The organism is Oleiphilus sp. HI0086 (assembly GCF_001635225.1).
This window is the reverse complement of the sequence record NZ_LWFZ01001444.1, coordinates 1-636: the sequence shown is the minus strand read 5'-3', so window position 1 is coordinate 636 and position 636 is coordinate 1. Positions and strand designations below refer to the sequence as shown.

The window sequence follows — 636 nt, the reverse complement described above, 5'->3', positions numbered from 1 at the left end:
TCCACCAAGACCCCCATACAGCGATAGCGAATGTAGGGGATTAGCGTCAAATACTTAGCTCTCTATTCGCGGTTGCTTGCTGAGCATTCAGCCGCTTGAGGGTCGAGTTTGCAGCGGACCTTCCTCATTAGTTTAAGCGTCTTTTGGTCGTAGATACCGCGACGACCTAACTCCAAACGGCTCTCTCTAAAATCTTCCACCCAGTAATCGTATAGATGTTCGGGGATATCTATCCAATAGTGTTCGGGGATAGTTGCTTCTGGGTCCGTAAGGAACTTAACAAACTTTGAGTATTCCTCAACCGCTTTTAGCCGAGCCTTCTGAATAAAGCCTTCGGGGAACTTTTCCCAACGTGCGATAACCTGCATGGTGATATACAGGAAAGGGTCTTTATAGATGCCACCGTCAGGTTCTAAGCCTTTATGCATTTCGAAGGGCTCGTAAACAATTGCCGGCGCTGCAGTCAGGTCAACCGTACCGTTGTTAAACTTGAGGATTGAGTTAAAAATGGTTGAATTAACGGGTGTAATACCGTGCTTTTGTGACAGGTATTCAGATTCGGGAACATCATCGAGAACGGCCATGCGTTTGCCAGCAAAGTCTTTGGGAAGCAAAATGCTACGGTCGCGCGTAAAC

At 47.2% G+C, this 636-nt stretch carries 1 protein-coding gene; it reads right to left on the bottom strand.

The window, feature by feature from the left end:
* Positions 1-62: 62 nt before the first annotated feature.
* The coding region (locus A3756_RS28330) for a putative solute-binding protein (RefSeq protein ID WP_082865485.1) at positions 63-636 on the bottom strand (574 nt) is incomplete at its 5' end.